This is a genomic window from Nocardia rhamnosiphila NBRC 108938 (genome assembly GCF_000720425.1).
In the GTDB taxonomy this organism is placed as follows: domain Bacteria; phylum Actinomycetota; class Actinomycetes; order Mycobacteriales; family Mycobacteriaceae; genus Nocardia; species Nocardia rhamnosiphila.
Map to the genome: position 1 here is coordinate 198,408 of NZ_JOAJ01000009.1, position 16,367 is coordinate 214,774.

The 16,367-nt window shown below is 68.3% G+C and carries 14 protein-coding genes and 2 tRNA genes; 8 read left to right on the forward strand and 8 right to left on the reverse strand.

The window, feature by feature from the left end; genetic code table 11:
- From IG75_RS0127670 to IG75_RS0127685, 4 genes are read right to left on the reverse strand one after another with little or no spacing between them, the layout of a single operon-like run.
- Window positions 1-1,908, reverse strand: coding sequence for an ABC transporter ATP-binding protein (locus IG75_RS0127670; protein WP_030524275.1), 1,908 nt, complete (start codon window positions 1,906-1,908; stop codon window positions 1-3).
- Window positions 1,905-3,638 (reverse strand): ABC transporter ATP-binding protein, encoded by a 1,734-nt coding sequence (locus IG75_RS0127675; protein ID WP_030524276.1) that lies wholly within the window; start codon window positions 3,636-3,638, stop codon window positions 1,905-1,907. Before IG75_RS0127675 ends, IG75_RS0127670 begins: the two co-directional genes overlap by 4 nt.
- Window positions 3,632-4,165, reverse strand: a complete 534-nt coding sequence (locus IG75_RS0127680; RefSeq protein ID WP_051714965.1) for an RrF2 family transcriptional regulator — start codon at window positions 4,163-4,165, stop codon at window positions 3,632-3,634. Before IG75_RS0127680 ends, IG75_RS0127675 begins: the two co-directional genes overlap by 7 nt.
- A 47-nt stretch (window positions 4,166-4,212) precedes the next feature.
- Window positions 4,213-4,803 carry a TetR/AcrR family transcriptional regulator gene (locus tag IG75_RS0127685; RefSeq protein ID WP_030524278.1) on the reverse strand — a complete coding sequence of 197 codons (591 nt, stop codon included), beginning with the start codon at window positions 4,801-4,803 and terminating at the stop codon, window positions 4,213-4,215.
- Between the two features lie 256 nt (window positions 4,804-5,059).
- Here IG75_RS0127685 and IG75_RS0127690 point away from each other — a divergent pair, with 256 nt between their 5' ends.
- Window positions 5,060-7,447 carry an MMPL family transporter gene (locus tag IG75_RS0127690; protein ID WP_030524279.1) on the forward strand — a complete coding sequence of 796 codons (2,388 nt, stop codon included), beginning with the start codon at window positions 5,060-5,062 and terminating at the stop codon, window positions 7,445-7,447.
- A gap of 339 nt (window positions 7,448-7,786) precedes the next feature.
- Here the strand turns inward: IG75_RS0127690 and IG75_RS0127695 are convergent, their stop codons facing one another.
- From IG75_RS0127695 to IG75_RS0127705, 3 genes are read right to left on the reverse strand one after another with little or no spacing between them, the layout of a single operon-like run.
- Entirely contained in the window at window positions 7,787-8,506 is a 720-nt protein-coding gene (locus IG75_RS0127695) for a maleylpyruvate isomerase family mycothiol-dependent enzyme (RefSeq protein WP_156059192.1), read from the reverse strand.
- Window positions 8,507-8,528: 22 nt separating this feature from the next.
- Window positions 8,529-8,999, reverse strand: a complete 471-nt coding sequence (locus IG75_RS0127700) for a very short patch repair endonuclease (protein WP_051714966.1) — start codon at window positions 8,997-8,999, stop codon at window positions 8,529-8,531.
- Complete coding sequence (locus IG75_RS0127705) at window positions 8,996-10,129, reverse strand: DNA cytosine methyltransferase (protein ID WP_030524282.1); 1,134 nt, start codon at window positions 10,127-10,129, stop codon at window positions 8,996-8,998. The genes IG75_RS0127700 and IG75_RS0127705 overlap by 4 nt, the downstream gene beginning before the upstream one ends.
- 267 nt (window positions 10,130-10,396) lie before the next feature.
- Between IG75_RS0127705 and IG75_RS0127710 the strand changes: the two genes are divergently transcribed.
- Entirely contained in the window at window positions 10,397-11,473 is a 1,077-nt protein-coding gene (locus IG75_RS0127710; RefSeq protein WP_030524283.1) for an alpha/beta hydrolase, read from the forward strand.
- On the opposite strand, the gene hisC is transcribed toward IG75_RS0127710, so the two are convergent.
- On the reverse strand, window positions 11,470-12,555 hold the full coding sequence (gene hisC / locus IG75_RS0127715) for a histidinol-phosphate transaminase (protein WP_030524284.1): 1,086 nt from the start codon (window positions 12,553-12,555) through the stop codon (window positions 11,470-11,472). The two genes, IG75_RS0127710 and hisC, sit on opposite strands and share 4 nt — an antisense overlap.
- A 94-nt stretch (window positions 12,556-12,649) precedes the next feature.
- On the opposite strand from hisC, the gene IG75_RS0127720 reads away from it, so the two are divergent.
- The 6 genes from IG75_RS0127720 (at window position 12,650) to IG75_RS0127745 (ending at window position 16,198) form a co-directional block, all read left to right on the forward strand.
- Window positions 12,650-13,384, forward strand: a complete 735-nt coding sequence (locus IG75_RS0127720) for a dienelactone hydrolase family protein (RefSeq protein WP_030524285.1) — start codon at window positions 12,650-12,652, stop codon at window positions 13,382-13,384.
- 92 nt (window positions 13,385-13,476) lie between these two features.
- Window positions 13,477-13,566 (forward strand) — tRNA-Ser (locus tag IG75_RS0127725).
- Window positions 13,567-13,602: 36 nt separating this feature from the next.
- Window positions 13,603-13,675, forward strand: a tRNA-Arg gene (locus tag IG75_RS0127730).
- 246 nt (window positions 13,676-13,921) lie between these two features.
- On the forward strand, window positions 13,922-14,221 hold the full coding sequence (locus IG75_RS0127735) for a helix-turn-helix domain-containing protein (RefSeq protein WP_245713250.1): 300 nt from the start codon (window positions 13,922-13,924) through the stop codon (window positions 14,219-14,221).
- A 255-nt stretch (window positions 14,222-14,476) separates the two neighbouring features.
- Window positions 14,477-14,782: a hypothetical protein gene (locus tag IG75_RS0127740; RefSeq protein ID WP_030524287.1), complete on the forward strand. Its 306-nt coding sequence runs from the start codon at window positions 14,477-14,479 to the stop codon at window positions 14,780-14,782.
- Between the two features lie 108 nt (window positions 14,783-14,890).
- The gene (locus IG75_RS0127745) at window positions 14,891-16,198 is read left to right on the forward strand and encodes an APC family permease (RefSeq protein WP_030524288.1); all 1,308 of its coding nucleotides are present in this window, start codon (window positions 14,891-14,893) and stop codon (window positions 16,196-16,198) included.
- Window positions 16,199-16,367: the final 169 nt, after the last annotated feature.

A 16,367-nucleotide genomic window follows, 5' to 3' on the forward strand; every position in this document is an offset into this window, starting at 1 on the left:
TCAGGCCTCGACCGCGGCCGCCGCGAACTGGGCGCTGTAGAGCCGGTAGTACGCCCCCTGCCGCGCCAGCAGATCGTCGTGCGACCCGGTCTCCACGATCCGGCCCGCCTCCATCACCACGATCAGGTCCGCGTCGCGGATGGTGGACAGGCGGTGTGCGATCACGAAGCTGGTCCGGTCGCGCCGCAGTTCCGCGGTGGCCTGCTGCACCAGCAGTTCGGTCCGTGTGTCGACCGAACTCGTGGCCTCGTCCAGCACCAGGATGGCCGGTTTGGACAGGAAGGCCCGCGCGATGGTGATGAGCTGTTTCTCACCCGCGCTGACCCCGGTGCCCTCCTCGTCGATCACGGTGTCGTAGCCGTCCGGCAGGGCGTGCACGAAACGGTCCACGTAGGCCGCGCGGGCGGCGGCGAGGATATCGTCGTCGCTCGCGGTGGGATCGCCGTAGGCGATGTTCTCCCGGATGGTGCCCTTGAACAGCCAGGTGTCCTGCAGCACCATCCCGATCCGCGAGCGCAACTGTTCCCGGCTCAACGCGGTGATATCGACCCCGTCGACGGTGATCACACCGGAGTCCAGTTCGTAGAACCGCAGCAGCAGGTTGACCAGCGTGGTCTTGCCCGCACCGGTGGGCCCGACGATCGCGACCACATGTCCCGGTTCGGCGACCAGCGAGAGGTGCTCGATAATCGGCGTCTCCGGTTCGTAGCGGAAGGAGACGTCGTCGAATTCCACCCGGCCGCGTTCGGGCGGGCGGGTGACCTTCTCGGCCGGGTCGGGGCTCTGTTCCGGGGCGTCGAGTATCTCGAAGATCCGCTCCGCCGAGGCCACTCCCGATTGCAGCAGGTTGGCCATGGCGCCGATCTGGGTGAGCGGCTGGCTGAACTGGCGCGAGTACTGGATGAACGCCTGCACCTCGCCCAGCGACAGCTGACCCGAGGCGACCCGCAGCCCGCCGATCAGCGCGATCAGCACGTAGTTGATATTTCCGAGGAACATCGAGGACGGCATGATCAGACCGGAGATGAACTGCGCTCGGAAACTGGATGTGTAGAGATGGTCGTTGCGCTCGTCGAACTCGGCGCCCACCTGCTTGCTGCGACCGAACGCGGTGATCACCTCGTGCCCGGTGTAGGCCTCTTCCACCTGGGCGTTGACGAGCCCGGTGTACTTCCACTGGTCCACGAAATGCGGTTTGGACCGTTTGGCGATCTGGGCGGTCACCACCACCACCGCGGGCACCGTCAGCAGGGCGACCAGTGCCAGCAGCCACGAGATCCAGAACATCATGCCGAGGATGCCGATCACCGTGAGTACCGAGATGAGCAGCTGGCTCATGGTCTGCTGCAGGCTCTGCGAGACATTGTCCACGTCGTTGGTGACCCGGCTGAGCACATCGCCGCGGGGTGAGGAGTCGAAGTAACTCAGCGGCAGCCGGTGGATCTTGTCCTCGACATCGGAGCGCAGCCGTTTGATCACGCGGTTGATCGCATCGTTGAGCAGGAAGGCCTGCAACCAGCCGAACACCGCGGCGCCCAGGTAGAGCGCGAGCACGAGCGTCAGCACCCGCCCGACCGCATCGAAGTCGATGCCGACACCGGGTACGACATCCATCCCCGACAGCATGTCGGCCATGGTGTCCTGCCCCTGGGCGCGCAGTCCGGCGATCGCCTCCTCTTTGCTCACTCCCGCGGGCAGCTGCCGGCCCACGACTCCGTCGAAGATCAGGTTGGTGGCCTTGCCGAGCAGGTACGGCCCGGCGATGTTCAGCACCACCGAGACGATGCCCAGCCCGATGATCACACCCACCCGCATCCGCTCCGGCGCGAGCCGCCGCACCAGCCGTTTCAGCGAAGGTTTGAAGGATTTCGGTTTGGCGTCCGGCGCCCCCGGATTCCCCGGCCTCATCGTGCTTCCTCCACACTCAGCTGGGATTCGACGATCTCGCGGTACTCCGCGCAATCACGCAGCAGTTCCTCGTGGGTACCGACCCCCGCCATCTCACCGTCCTCGAGTACGACGATCCGGTCGGCGTCGCGAATGGTGGCGATCCGCTGGGCCACGATGATCACCGCGGCGTCCGCGGTCGCCGGGCGCAGGGCCGCGCGCAGCCGCGCGTCGGTGGCCACGTCGAGCGCGGAGAACGAATCGTCGAACAGATACACCCGGGGCCGGCGCACCAGCGCCCGGGCGATGGCCAGCCGCTGCCGCTGCCCGCCCGATACCGTGGTCCCGCCCTGCGCGACCGGGGTCTCCAGGCCCTGGGGCATGGCCCGCACGAAGTCGGCGGCCTGGGCGATCTCCAGGCAGCGCCACAGTTCCTCGTCGGTGGCATCCGGATCGCCGTAGCGCAGGTTGCTCGCGACCGTGCCCGAGAACAGGTACGCCTTCTGCGGAACCAGTCCGATGCGCGACCGCAATTCGGCCAGGTCGAGGTCGCGCACATCGGTGCCGCCGATCTCCACCGTGCCCTCGGTGACATCGATGAGGCGGGGGATCAAATTCAGCAGGGTGGTCTTACCGGACCCGGTGGAACCGACGATCGCCGCGGTCTCCCCGGGACGCACCGCGAAATCGATCCCGCAGAGCACGGGCTTCTCGGCACCGGGGAAGCTGAATGCGGCATCCCGCACCCGCACCTCGGCGGGATCACCCAGGAACGGCTTCGGCAGGTCCGGTGAACGCACCGACGACGGGGTATCGAGGACCTCGGAGATCCGGTCGGCCGAGACCGCCGCGCGCGGGGCCATCATGGCCAGGAATGATGCCATCATGACGGCCATCAGGATCTGCATGATGTAGGAGAGCAGCGCGGTCAGCGAGCCGATCTGCATCTCGCCCGTATCGATGGCCTTACCACCGAACCAGATCACCGCCACCGACGTGACATTGCTGATCAGCATGACCGTCGGGAACATGAGCGCCATCAACCGGCCCACCCGCACCGAGATATCGGTGAGGTCGGTATTGGCCACTCCGAACCGCCACGTCTCGAGCGGCTCGCGGACGAAGGCGCGGACCACGCGGATCCCGGTGATCTGCTCGCGCAGCACCCGGTTGACCTGGTCGAGGCGGGTCTGCATCTGCCGGAACGCGGGCACCATGCGGGCGATGATGAAACCCATACTCAGTGCCAACGCCGGCACCGCGATCAACAGCAGCCAGGACAACCCGAAATCTTCGCGCAGCGCCATCACGATGCCGCCGATACACATGATGGGCGCCATCACGGCCACGGTCGCGGCCATGACGATGAGTAGCTGGACCTGCTGCACATCATTGGTGTTGCGGGTGATCAGCGAGGGCGCGCCGTACATCCCGACCTCACGCGCCGAGAAGGCACCCACCCGGTGCAGCAGGGCGCCGCGCAAATCGCGGCCCGCGCTCATCGCCGCCTGCGCGGCCAGGAATACCGAGGACGCGGAGGCGATGATCTGCACACCGGAGACCAGCAGCATCCGCAGCCCGGCCGTCCAGATGTAGCCGATATCGCCCTTGGTGACGCCCTCGTCGATGAGGTCGGCGTTCAGACTCGGCAGGTACAGCATCGCGATTACCGAGATCAGCTGCAGTACCACGATCCCGGTCAACTGTTTCCGGTACGGGCCCAGGAAACCACGGAGCAGTCGGATCAACATGATGACCGCACGCTACCGTCTGCCCCGGTGGGGCTGCCTGTGATTTTCGGCGGGTCGGTGCGGTGCGGTGCGCGGCGCACCCAGGCGCCCGGGTCGGCGGTGAGCGTCCCGATGAATTCCGGCAGACCGTTCGCGGCGATATCGGCCAGGTTCACGTTCTCCAGCACCGCGCGCAAATTCACCCGCAACGCGATCCATACCTGCTGCAGCGGTTCGGCCACACCCGCGTACTGCACTTCTTCGGGCCGCAGGCCACGTACCGAGGCGAGCGGGCCCTCGAGAGCACGGATGACATCGGCGATGGAGATATCGGCGGGCGGGCGGGCCAGCCGGTAACCGCCGTCCGGGCCGCGCCGGCTGGTCACCAGTCCGGCCCGGCGCAGCTCGGCCAGGACACTCTCGAGCACTTTGGGTGGTATGCGCTGAGCTGCCGCGATGGACTCCGCCTTCACCGCGGCAGCCTGATCGGATGCCGTGATCTCGAGCAGGGTCCGCACGGCATGATCCACCTTGGCGGTGATGTGCACGACTGACCTGACCTTTCGCTGTGCCGGGGCACGATGACGCGACAAACCTAGTCGGCGCCGAGTTGCAGAACCGCGAGCGCCGCATCCAGCAGCGTCGCCTCCACCACATCATCTCCCGCGTCCTGTGCGATCTCGTTCGAAACAAGCGCAACGGCCAGAATTTCCATGGCGGCGCTTGCCCGGAGCAGCCGGACCGCGGTGGGCTCGGGCCCGGCGAGCCAGTTCCGTAGCGCTTTGTTGGCGTCCACGATCACCGGATACTGGTCGGCCAGCGCGTTGACGATCGGCACGGCATTGCGCAGCATCATCTCGCCTGCGTCGCGGTGCCGGATCATGGTCCGGATATAGGACTGTAGAGCGGTCCGGCGGGCCGCGGCGTCCGACGGCATCTGCTCGACTTCCTCGGCGAGTGCGCGCAGATCGTCGAGGAGGGGGTTGACTATCGCCACGAGCAGTTCCAGTTTCGAGGCATAGTGATAGTAGAGCGACGGCTTTGTGATTCCGACCGCATCCGCCACTTCGCGCAGGCTCGTCTCTTCATAACCTTTGGCCACGAACAGCCGCACGGCGGCGTCCAGGATGGCCCGCTTGGTATCTCGACCTGCGGTAACGTGGTCGCCAGTTCTGCGATTCGCCATGCTCGGCCCCTTCTCGTTCTCCCGGTGACAGGTCCGGTCGGCACCGGAAGTCGAGCTTGTTCCTCCACTTAACCTCCCGGTAGCCTACCTACCGTACGGTAGATACATCTGGCGTCCACCGTGTAGGCGGATCCATCGGCTCCGGGCACGCGAAAGCGTCCGGCCCGCGCAGCCCCGGTCCGCGATAGCGACGTCGGCCGTCAGTTCGTCACGCGCAATGACCACACCGTCCCGGCCTCGCTAGGAGAAATCCCTCGTGTCCGTATTCCTGTACAGATGGGGAAAGTTCGCTTTCCGCCGGAAATGGATAGTGCTGCCTGTCTGGGCGCTGATCCTGGTACTGCTCGGTGGGGCGGCAGCCTCGCTGTCCAAACCGTTCCAGGACAGCTTCGAGATGCCGGGACTACCGTCGGAGAAGGCCACCGGCATCCTCGAGGAACATATGCCGCAGATGGCGGCGATGTTCAGCATCGATGCCATCAACGGCACCTATGTGATCGCGGCCCAGAACGGCAAACTCACCGACGAGCCGAATATGGCCGCGCTCGACGCCCTGGTCCAGCGGCTGAACGAACTCGACATCGTCGATCACACCGAGCAGGCCGTCAACCCGGTCCTGGCCACCTCGATGATGCCCGCCAGCCAGGAAGCCGCCAAGGCCCAGGCGCAGGCCGCGGCCGAACTCGCGCCCGGTGAGGCCCCGCCGCTGCCGGAGCCGAACTGCCTCGACGGTCAGGGCTCACCGGAGTTCAAGGGCCTGTGCGGCGGCGCGCCGCTGAACGTGCTCAACGAGAGCAACCCCGAAACCGTCGCCGTGCTCGACGTGAAATTCACGATGCCGACCTTCTCCGATATCACCGAGGAGAACCGGCAGGCCGCCGAGGCCATCGCCCAGGAGGGCCGCAACGCCGGCCTGACCGTGGAACTCACCGGCGCCATCGCCCAGACCCAGGCCGAATCCGGCCAGGCCGAAATGATCGGTATCGGGGTCGCGCTGATCGTCATGATCATCGCCTTCGGCGCCATCGTGGCGGCGTTCGTCCCGATCGTCACCGGCATCGTCGGTGTCGCCTGCGCGGGCGCCCTCATCCTGACCGGCACCTCATTGACCGAGGTGCCGACATTCACCCCCATCCTGGCCTCGATGATCGGCCTGGCGCTGTCCATCGACTACGCGCTGTTCATCGTCTCCCGGTACAAACACGAGCTGGTGGTCCAGGATTCGCCCGAGGAAGCCGCGGGTGTCGCGGTCGGCACCGCCGGTTCGGCCGTGGTGTTCGCCGGACTCACCGTGGTGATCGCGCTGCTCGGGCTCTCGGTGGTCGGGATCGGCTTCCTCACCATGATGGGTATCGGCGGGGCCATCGCCGCCGGGTTCGCGGTCTTCGCCGCCATCACCCTGATGCCCGCACTGCTCGGCGCCCTCGGCCGTTTCCTGTTCAAGCCGAAACTGCCGCTGGTCGCCCGGCACGATCCCGAGGACGACGATTCGGTCACCAACGGGATGCGCTTCGCCCGCCTGATCGCCCGGGTACCGGTGCTGACCCTGGTGGTGAGCGCGATCGTGCTGGGTGCGCTCGCGGCCCCGGCCACCCAGCTGAACCTGGGCCTGCCCGGCGGCGACAGCATGCCCGAGGACTCCTCGGTGCGTAAGGCCTACGAATTGCAGACCGAGGGCTTCGGCGAGGGCAAGAACGGCGCGCTCGTGGTGGCGGTCGACCTCTCCGAGACCCCGCAGGATCAGCGCGACGCCGCGCTGACCGCACTGCGGGACGAGCTGGCGAGCTACGACGGCGTGGACTACCTGAGCGTCGCGCAGCCCAGCCAGGACGGGCAGGCCGCGCTGTTCCAGGTGGTGCCCGATTCCGGCCCGAACAGTGCCGAGACCCAGGACCTGGTGGCGCACGCCCGCGACGCCGAGGCCGCGCTACAGGATCGATACGGCATGGAGTACGGCGTCACCGGCCAGACCGCCATCTACGCCGACGTCAACAGTGTGCTGCTGACCAGCATCATCCCGTACCTGGCCATCGTCGCTGCGGCCGCGTTCGTGCTGCTGTTGCTGGTGTTCCGGTCCATCCTGGTACCGCTCACCGCCGCGCTGGGCTTCCTGCTGTCGATGGCGGCGACCTTCGGTGTCACGGTGCTGATCTTCCAGGAGGGCGCCTTCGGCATCGTCAAGGACACCCATCCGATCATCAGCTTCCTGCCCATCGTGCTGATCGGCCTGGTGTTCGGTCTGGCGATGGACTACCAGGTCTTCCTGGTGACCCGGATGCGCGAGGAGTACGTGCACGGCAAGGATCCGAAGGAGGCGATGGTCAGCGGCTACCACCACGGGGCCCGCGTGGTCACCGCGGCCGCGATCATCATGATCTCGGTATTCGGCGGCTTCATGCTCTCGCCGGACATCACCTCCAAGTCCATGGGCTTCGCCCTGGCGGCGGGTGTGTTCTTCGACGCCTTCCTGGTGCGGATGGTGCTGATCCCGTCGCTGCTGGCGCTGCTGGGCAAATGGGCCTGGTGGATGCCGGCCTGGCTGGACCGGATCCTGCCGGATATCGACGTCGAGGGGACGAAGCTTCGCGAGCTCCAGCAGCGCGCCAAGACCCCCGCGGCCGAATCGGAACCCGCCGGAGTCTGACCCACCGGTATCTCGGCGAAACGGCCGGCGTCCACAAAGGACGCCGGCCGTTTTCGTTTCCGGGTCACTCGCCGCCGGGCTCCAGGCGAGCAGTTCCGCGCAGTGCCGGATGCGCATCCGGCGCGGGCCGGGCGGACAGCGCTGAGTGGACAGCGTCAGGAGCACAGCGCCAAGCGGCGCGCCAAGTGGGCAGCGCCGGGCAGTTCCGGCAGCGCGCTGTCCATGCCGGGCGGACAAGTCCGCTCCGCGCCGGGCGGGCAGACTCCCTCCGCGCCGGGCGGACCAGTCCACTCGGCGCCGGGCAGACGGGTGCATTCAGCGCCGGGCGGACGGGTGCATTCAGCGCCAGGCGGGCAGGTCCGGCAGCGGCCGCGGTAGCGCACCGTCCGCACCACGGCCCAGCAGCCAGGCCAGTAGCGCCGACGCCGGCCCCGCCACGACCTGCTCCGGTTCCCCCGCCCCGATGATCGCCGTGAAACCCGTATCGGTCGCATCGACGGCGAAGGGCCGCACCCCCGCACGCCCGCCCAGGTCGACGGCGGCCTCGGCGAGCAGTTCGGCCACGAAATCGGCCGGCCAGTGCGTATGGGTATAGCCGGCGTCCAGATCCAGGTGGTGGATCAGCACCTCCTGCCACCGCATCCACGGGATCCGGGTCGCCTCGATCGGGGTGCCCTGCCTGGTCCGGACCTCCACCCGCCACTGTTCGGCGGAGAGCACCCCGGCCATCCCGGTCAGCCGATCGGCCGACTCCACCAGATCGGCCCGTTGTTCGGCGAGCGGGCGCGGCGCACCCGCCTCGATATCGGAGTCCCGTAGCGCCGCACTGGCGTACTGCGGCGTCTCCACCCCGGTGTGCGCCCAGAGCAGCAGGTTGACCAGACTGTCGGCATTGCGGGACAGGTGGGTCAGGACATGGCCGCGGGACCAGCCCGGGAGCGCGGAGGGGGCGGCGACCGCTGCGTCGTCCAGAGTGTCGACGGTGGCGAGCAGCGCACGGGTGGCGTCGGTGACCGCCTGCGTCCGCGCGGTGAGCAGTTCGATGAAATCGCTGGGCACGCCTGACGACACTACTTCCGGGCTACGTCTCTGTCCCAGCGGTTTCCGGGCCCGGCGGATCGGCGCCCAGGGCGGCCTGTACCCGGTCGGCGGCCCGCACCGGATCCTCGTGTTCCCAGATCCGGACGACCTGCCAGCCCGCCTCGCGCAATGCCGTGTCGGTGGCCCGATCCCGCGCGACATTGCCGGCCAGTTTCGCCGCCCACCAGGCGGCATTGTTCTTCGGGTCGGTGGCGTGGTCGGGACAGCGGTGCCAGAAACAGCCGTCCACATAGACCGCGATCCGCCGGCGCGGGAACACCACGTCCGCGCGGCGCCGCTGTCCCCGGATCGGCGCGCGGTCCACGAAATAGCGCAGGCCCCGCCGGTGCAGTTCGCGGCGCAGAGCCAGTTCGGGGGCGGTGTGCGCGCGCCGCTGCCGCGACATCCGCGCACTGGTCGCCGCGTCGGTCGGCGGGCGCCACGAGCCGGCGCCGGACGGGTCGCCGGTCATGCCGCCCAGCCTCCCATCCGATCCAGATGGGCCTGCACATCGTCGAGGAATCCGGCCGGGAAACGCAGCGACCCCATCCCGGTGCGGCGCAGGAAACCGGCGGTGGCCCGCGCCGACAGCAACTGTGTATCGGTGAGGAAGAAGCGCAGGTCCTCGTAGGGATCGTGCACGGGCCACGGTGAGATCGGCACCTCGAACGCCGACCCGGCCCGCCCCCATGCCGCGCCCGGCCACGGACTGCCCGGCGGCAGCGGGATATGTCCCGGAATCGGCTCCGCCGGAGTACGCAACCGGGAGCCGACCCAGGACGCCATCCGCACACTCACCGCATTGCCCACCAGTTTCCAGCGCTGCCCCGGCCGGAATCCCGGCGCGTCCAGCGCCGGTTCGGTCCAGCCGGGCGCGAAGCCCTGTAACCGCTCGCCGTCGGTGATCCCCGGCGTGACGATCTCCCCGGATGGCAGCCGCACCGCCGGCGGGCTGGCGATACCCAGACCCGACCCGCCCTTCAAGGTCGGGACGGCGTTGACCACCCAGCCCAGGCCACGCACACCCTCGGTCCAGTAGAAACCGCACGGGTCGTGTTCCGGGGAACCCAGCAGCCGCGGGCCGGCGTCGTCGGCGAACAGCACCGTGCGCGGATCCTCGGTACGCGAGGCGAGCATGATCACCCGATTGCGCCGCTGCGGCAGACCGAACGCCCGCGCGTCCACCACCCGGTAGGCCCAGGTGTAGCCGAGTTCGTCCAGGGCCGTGGTGATATGACGCATGGCCGCCCCGCGCCCGAGCTGCAGCATGAACGGCACGTTCTCGATGAGCAGCCAGCGCGGCCCGCGTTTGCGCCGGACCAGCCGGAACACATGGTCGACCAGACTCGATCGGGTTCCGGTGATACCCGCGGTGCGGCCCGCCTGGGACAGGTCCTGGCACGGGAAACCCGCGGCGACCAGTTCGGTATCCGGCGGCAGCGCACGCAAACGGGTGATATCGGTATGCAGTTCGGCGTCGGGAAAGCGGCTCGAAAGCACCGCCCGTGCGCCCGGGTCGATTTCACAGAGCAACGTCGAATGCCATCCGTGCGCCGACAGCCCGAGTTCGAGTCCTCCGATCCCGGCGAAAAGCCCCACCATCCGCGCGCCCGTCACGAAGTTCCTCTCCATCCGGTCCGGCTCCGGAAGGGAGGTTACTCCGCGAATTCCGGCGGCTTCACCGGTCACGGACCACCGGCCGGGCGGCCGTGAGATACGCCACCGTCACATATGCGCCCATCCCGCGAGTCGATTACGGCCGATCGAGAGTTACTCAGCGACAACGCCATAGAAAACCCTGGTCAGGGGTTTATCACTGGTGGTTTCAGATTCGCGGTCCGGACCCGGCGGTCTGGCAGGATGGGCGCCATGAAGTTGCGTGTCGGTCTGGCCACCGTGGTGTCGGGCGCTTTCGCCCTGTCCGGTGCGGTCCTGCCCGGCGCCGCGGCGGCCGTCCCCGAACCGCTGCACACCGCGCCCGCGCGGCCCGATACCGGTTCCGCCGAGGACCCCGGCCCGGTGGAGAAAGCCGAACCGGTCCCGGCGCCGCATGCCGCGATCATCGGCACCGAACCGGTGAACGACCGGCTGATGCGGGTATTCGTCGATTCACCGGCCATGCACCGCACAGTGCAGGTGCTGGTGCTGCTGCCCACCGACCGGAGCACCCCGCGCCCCACCGTCTACATGCTCGACGGCCGCAGTACCCAGCCGGACAGCAACAACTGGCTCGACCGCGGCAACGCCGCCCGGTTCTTCGCCGACAAACCGGTCAATGTGGTGTTCACCGTCGGTGGACCCGCCAGTTTCTACACCGACTGGCAGCGCCCCGACCCGGTGCTCGGCGTCAACAAATGGGAAACCTTCCTCACCGAGGAACTGCCCCCGCTGCTGGACGCGCAATTCTCTGGGAACGGCCGCAATGCCGTGATCGGCACCTCCATGGGCGCCGAGGCCGCGATGATGCTCGCCATCCGCAAACCCGACCTGTACGCGGCGGTCGGCGCGCACAGCGGATGCTTCTCGACCGGTACCGACCTCGGCCAGGCCCAGGCCCGCGTGGTCGTCTCCACCTACAAGGGCGATCCGGAGAACATGTTCGGCGCCCCCGACGATCCGGCCTGGCTCGCCCACGATGTGACCCTGCACGCCGCCGCGCTGCGTGGCAAAGCGCTCTACCTGTCGGTGGGCAGCGGACGCCCCGGTGTCCACGACACCCTGGCCAACCCGGAAACCCCCACCAGCGTGGTGATGGGCGGCCCACTGGAGGCCGCCACCGATTTCTGCACCCGCCGCCTGGCCCAGCGCCTCGACACCCTGGGCATCACCTACACGGCCAATTTCCGCCCGACCGGCACCCACTCGTGGCCGTACTGGGCAGACGAACTGGTCACCTCCTGGCCCACCATCGCCGGCGGGCTCGGACTCGACCGAACCGCCGGTTAAGCACCGCCGCCGGCGAAGCGGGCCGCGGTCTCCGGATCGGTCGCGAAACGCAGGAACAGCTCGTTCTCGTGCGGATCACCCGCGGTCACCCGGACGCCCTCACCGGCGAAGGGCCGGATCAGCACACCCGCCGCCGCGCTCGCGTCCGCGAATTCGGTGGTCGCGGCGTCCAGCGTGATCCACAGGAAATTGGATTCGCTCACCGGCACCCGGTAGCCCGCCGCCAGTAGCGCGGTACGCATCCGGTCGCGTTCGGCGATCACCGCCTCGGTGCGGTCCAGCAGTTCGTGGCGGGCCTCCAGCGAGGCGATGGCCGCGGCCTGCGCGACCCGGCTCACGCTGAAAGGGATGTGCACCTTCAGCAGCGCCGCGATGACCTCCGGCGCGCCCACTGCGTACCCGACCCGGAGCCCCGCCAGCCCGTAGGCCTTCGAGAAGGTCCGCAGCACAACCACATTCGGCCGGTTCCGGGCCAGCTCGACCCCGTCGGGATGATCACCGGGCGTCATCCGCAGGTACTCGTAGTACGCCTCGTCCAGAGCGATCAGGACATTGCCGGGCATCCGGTCCAGGAACCGCTCCAGTTCCGCCCGGCCCACGGCGGTGCCGGTCGGATTGTTCGGGTTGCATACGAACACCAGCCGGGTCCGCTCGGTGACGGCGGCGGCCAGCGCGTCCAGATCATGCACATGATCGCGCAGCGGCACGGTCACCGCGGTCGCGTTGCCGACCTGGCTGATGATCGGATACGCCTCGAACGAACGCCACGCGTAGAGCACCTCGTCGGCCGGGTCCGCGCAGGTGATCTGGACCAGCTCCTGGCACAGCGCCACACTCCCGCAGCCGACCGCGATATTCGCCGGCTCGACGCCGAGGAACTGCGCCAGCGCCGCTCGCAGTTCGCCGGACTGGTTGTCCGGGTAACGGTTGGCCAGTTCCACCGCCTCGGCGATAGCTTTGCTCGCGGCGGGCAGCGGACCGATGGTGGTCTCGTTGCTCGCCAGTTTGACCGCGCCGGGATGGCTGCGGCCGGGAACGTATGCCGGAATGGAATCGAGGTCCGGCCGAATGTGCGCGGTCACGTAACGAGCTTAGTTCCGGTCTCGATCGAGCCACGTTCGGGCTGCTCAACCGCTAATTCTCCCCGGTCCCGGGATATCGCCCTACGCTGGGAACATGTCGGGCACTTATGACGATATCGCGCTGCTGCGGCGCGGCGAACCGGAAGCGAACGGACACGACCAAGAGCCGACAGGGGCTGCCACCAGCCCGAAAGCCGACGAACATGTGCCCATCACCGTCATCGAACCGGACGGTTACGCCCGCGGCGGAATCGTCCTGTTGCACGAGGCCCGGGAGTTCACCGGATCGTTGCTGGAGTTCATGCGCGCCCTCGCGGGCGAGGGGTGGCTGGTCGTCGCACCGAACCTGTTCCACCGCGCCACCGCGTCGTCGTCCGGGGTGTACGGCGACGAACTCTTCGAGGATTTCGATGCCTGCTTCGACTGGCTCACCCACCGCGGTGTCTTCCCGGACTGCATCGGCGTGCTCGGTTTCGACACCGCCGGCACCGCGACCTTCCTTGTCGCCACCAACCGCCCCGTCGGCGCCGCGGTGAGCGTCGGCGCCACCGGCATCTCCACACCCATCACCGAACAAGCCGAAGCACTGGTGGTGGCCGCACCACGCCTACAGGCCCCGTGGCTGGGCCTGTTCGGCGCCGAGGCGGAGATATCCGCCGACGACGTCGACGCCCTCCGCGATGCCGCCGCCACCGCAGCCACCGCCAGCCTCGTGGTCACCTACCCCGGTCAGCTCCACCGCGCCGACCACCCGGGCGGTGAGGACGGCGACGACCTGGTCGACTCCCGAACCCGCATTTTCGACTGGTTCGACAGCCACTTACGCTGATCGACCAGCCGTTTTGCAGTTTTCATACAGGCTCGGGTAGCCTTTCTGCTCGGCGGTCCGAAAGGGCCGGCGCCCTCGAAGAGAAGGCTCCAGGAGGCGTGCCAGAGCGGCCGAATGGGACTCACTGCTAATGAGTTGTCCCTTCACGGGGACCGGAGGTTCAAATCCTCTCGCCTCCGCCACGCCCGGGAAACCGGGCGACAACTGAATACGCGTACGCGCCCGTAGCTCAACGGATAGAGCATCTGACTACGGATCAGAAGGTTAGGGGTTCGAATCCCTTCGGGCGCACAGAGATCGGCCCCCGATCCGCGAAAGCGGATCGGGGGCCGATCGGCATTCTCGATGAGAGGGCCGGAATCCCGTACTTTGCCCGTACAAACGAGTCCTTACTTTCCTCCGGCGTACCGGAGCTCCATCCCACCGGCTGCGGCAACCGCCTCCGGCCGGGAGCCATGCGCAGGTATGTCGCGAGAGCTCAGCGCCCTATGGACTGCCCGATCGGCCGAGTATCGACAAGGACATGGAGGAGGGCTGATGAAGATGATGAGCCACGATGAGGTGTTCGGCGCCCGGCTGGCGCAGATGACCGACGAAGCGCGCGCCGAATACGAAGCCGCCTACGAGGAGGCAGGCATGGCGCTGCGAATGGCCGAACTCTTCTACGCCGCGCGTACCGGTGCCGGATCGACCCAGACCGAGCTCGCCCGCCGCATGGGCACCACTCAGCCCACGATTGCCAAGATCGAGGGCGGCGGGCGTGTGCCGACCATCGACATGCTCGACCGGCTGGCCCGCGCGGTCGGCCAGCGCCTCGAGGTATCGCTGGTCGCATAAGCCCCAGCCGGAAGGCCACCCCCGGCGGAGGGATCTGCGTGACCCTGTCGTAAAAGCGCGGTAAATCGTTCGGACCCTTGCAATCTCGTCAAGGCCTCGGTGTCCATTGAAGCTAGGAGCAACCGAGTGACGCGATGTAAACCACAGCCCTACTCGTTGGACAGCTCATCTCCGGGGAGATAGCTCAGCGAAAAAGTGGTTATACCGGCGGCGAGGACCGAACCCATGACGACCCGGAGCCGGGAGGATGCAGACATGAGCGGCGGCGACAAGTATCTGTCCGAACTGGGGCCCGAGGAGCTGCGCGGCCGGAGCGACGAGCTGACCGCTGTGCGCGACCGCCTGGTCGAGCTGGGCGCGGCCGATGTGGCGACGGAGCTCGACGAGGTCCTGTCGGCGATCGCCGGCTACGACGAGCCCGATATCGAGAATTACCGCGCGCAGGTCGAGCGGCGCATGGCCAAGATCGCGGACGTGCTCAGGGCCGTCGAGCGGGAGAGCTCCGGTGACGGCAGGCAGGTCGAGGAAGCGGTGACCCGGTATCGCGCCGGCATCGACTGAGCGCACCGGGCGTCCGGTCGGGTAGCGGAGGCGCCGCTCGGGGCATAGGTTGCGAATCGGCCCGTCGGTTGTCCGAGCTGCCGGCTCGGCGTTCTGCTAGGAGAAGCTGTGGCCGAGCAATCGTTTACTCCGGACCATTCGCCGGAGGGGAGTTCCGGCGGCCTGCGCAGGCGGCTCGGGCTCTCCGATGCGGTGGTGATCGGTCTGGGCTCGATGATCGGAGCGGGGATCTTCGCCGCGCTCGGACCGGCCGCGCGCGCGGCCGGGGCCGGGCTACCGGCCGGGCTGGTGGTGGCGGCGGTGATCGCCTACTGCAACGCCACCTCGTCGGCTCGGCTGGCGGCACGGTATCCGGTTTCCGGCGGCACCTATGTGTACGGCCGGGCGCGGCTCGGGGAGTTCTGGGGGTTTCTGGCGGGCTGGAGTTTCGTGGTCGGCAAAACTGCCTCGTGCGCGGCGATGGCGCTGACCGTGGGCGTCTATGTATGGCCGGAGCGGGCGCATGCCGTAGCCGTCGCCGCCGTGGTGACGATGACCGCGGTCAACTACCGCGGCGTGGAGAAATCGGCCGAGGTGACCCGCATCGTGGTAGCCGTCGTGCTGGGCGTGCTGGCCGCTGTGGTGGTGGCCGCCTTCACCACCGGGCACACCGATATGGGGCGCCTCGCGGTCGACGACGAGGTGTCCTTCGGCGGGATTCTCCAGTCCGCGGGACTGCTGTTCTTCGCGTTCGCGGGGTACGCGCGAATCGCCACCCTGGCAGAGGAAGTACGCGATCCGGCACGCACGATCCCGCGGGCGATCCCACTCGCGCTGGCGATCACCCTGGCCGTCTACACAGTGATCGCGGTGACCGCACTGGTTGTGCTCGGTCCCCGGCAGCTGGCGGAGGCGACCGCGCCCCTCTCGCAGACCGTGCAGGCCACCGGCGTGACCTGGCTCGAACCCGTGGTCCGCGCCGGGGCGGCCGCGGCGGCACTCGGCTCGCTCCTCGCCTTGACCCTGGGGGTTTCGCGCACCGCGCTGGCCATGGCGCGCGATCGATATCTGCCCCGAGCGCTCTCGGCGGTGCATCCCCGGTTCGGAGTGCCGCACCACGCGGAGATCGTCGTCGGAGTGGTCGTGGCGGTGGTGGCCGCGACCGCCGATGTGCGTTCGGCCATCGGGTTCTCCTCCTTCGGTGTGCTCCTGTACTACGCCGTCGCCAACGCCTCGGCCCGGACGCTGACCGCGGCCGAGAACCGGCCACCGCGCGTGATCCCGGTCCTCGGCCTGTTCGGATGCCTCGTACTGGCCTTCACTCTGCCTTGGACGGCAGTGGCTTCCGGGGTGGCGGCTACCGCGGTGGGAGTGGCGATCTACGTGGTTCGGTTCCGGGCGCGACCACGGTCGTCCGGCAAGGGCGCTGCCTCCTGACGGCGATCCGGCACGAGGCCCGCCTGCTCCGCTGGATCGGGACGGTATCGCCGCGGGGGACTCGAGGCCTTTTTCGCGGTCGCGTGCCGGCTGGATACACGCTGCGGTGACAGACCGCGGCAACCGGCCGATCCGCTGCGGTGGCGCCGGGTAGGCGGATGCGGCGGGA

Coding starts and splice junctions, on each gene's coding strand:
- IG75_RS0127670 (WP_030524275.1), bottom strand. CDS start 1,908: ATGAGGCCGGGGAATCCGGGGGCGCCGGACGCCAAACCGAAATCCTTC.
- IG75_RS0127675 (WP_030524276.1), bottom strand. CDS start 3,638: ATGTTGATCCGACTGCTCCGTGGTTTCCTGGGCCCGTACCGGAAACAG.
- IG75_RS0127685 (WP_030524278.1), bottom strand. CDS start 4,803: ATGGCGAATCGCAGAACTGGCGACCACGTTACCGCAGGTCGAGATACC.
- IG75_RS0127700 (WP_051714966.1), bottom strand. CDS start 8,999: ATGACCGGCGACCCGTCCGGCGCCGGCTCGTGGCGCCCGCCGACCGAC.
- IG75_RS0127705 (WP_030524282.1), bottom strand. CDS start 10,129: ATGGTGGGGCTTTTCGCCGGGATCGGAGGACTCGAACTCGGGCTGTCG.
- IG75_RS0127710 (WP_030524283.1), top strand. CDS start 10,397: ATGAAGTTGCGTGTCGGTCTGGCCACCGTGGTGTCGGGCGCTTTCGCC.
- IG75_RS0127720 (WP_030524285.1), top strand. CDS start 12,650: ATGTCGGGCACTTATGACGATATCGCGCTGCTGCGGCGCGGCGAACCG.
- IG75_RS0127735 (WP_245713250.1), top strand. CDS start 13,922: ATGAAGATGATGAGCCACGATGAGGTGTTCGGCGCCCGGCTGGCGCAG.
- IG75_RS0127740 (WP_030524287.1), top strand. CDS start 14,477: ATGAGCGGCGGCGACAAGTATCTGTCCGAACTGGGGCCCGAGGAGCTG.